General features: G+C 67.8%; 1 protein-coding gene. It reads right to left on the bottom strand.

Annotated elements, in window-relative coordinates; translation table 11 throughout:
- Nucleotides 1–41 precede the first annotated feature (41 nt).
- Nucleotides 42–357: hypothetical protein (locus tag AB4Z50_RS36330; protein ID WP_441887381.1), on the bottom strand; the 316-nt coding region annotated here is incomplete at its 5' end.

The following is a 357-nucleotide window of genomic DNA, read 5'->3' as shown; positions in this document are numbered from 1 at the left end:
GGATCGAGCAGCACGTCGACGACGTCGAGTTGTGCCATGGGCTATTTTCGTTTGCGGATCACATAGGTGACCGCGTTGCGTAGCTGACCGGTGTCGATCAGCGGCTTGGCCAGTTCAGTGCTGGGCTGTTGGCCAGCGGCGCGCGCCGCCAGCTCCTCTTTCGCCCCCTGCCTGCCGCGCCGCGCGCGCTTGCGCAGCGTCGCCTCGCTCAGCGCCGGACCGATACCACTGTTGATGCGGCCCCGTACGGACGACTGCGCGACCTGGCCGGCCATTGCCATGCGCCGTTGCGCGCCATCGATGTCGCCGTCGAGCGCGGCTTCCACTCCCTTCTGCAACTGCGGCAGGGTCTTCGGC

It is taken from the genome of Paenibacillus sp. 2TAB26, from assembly GCF_052115145.1.
Lineage (GTDB): Bacteria > Bacillota > Bacilli > Paenibacillales > Paenibacillaceae > Pristimantibacillus.
This window is presented reverse-complemented; position numbering and strand designations above follow the sequence as displayed.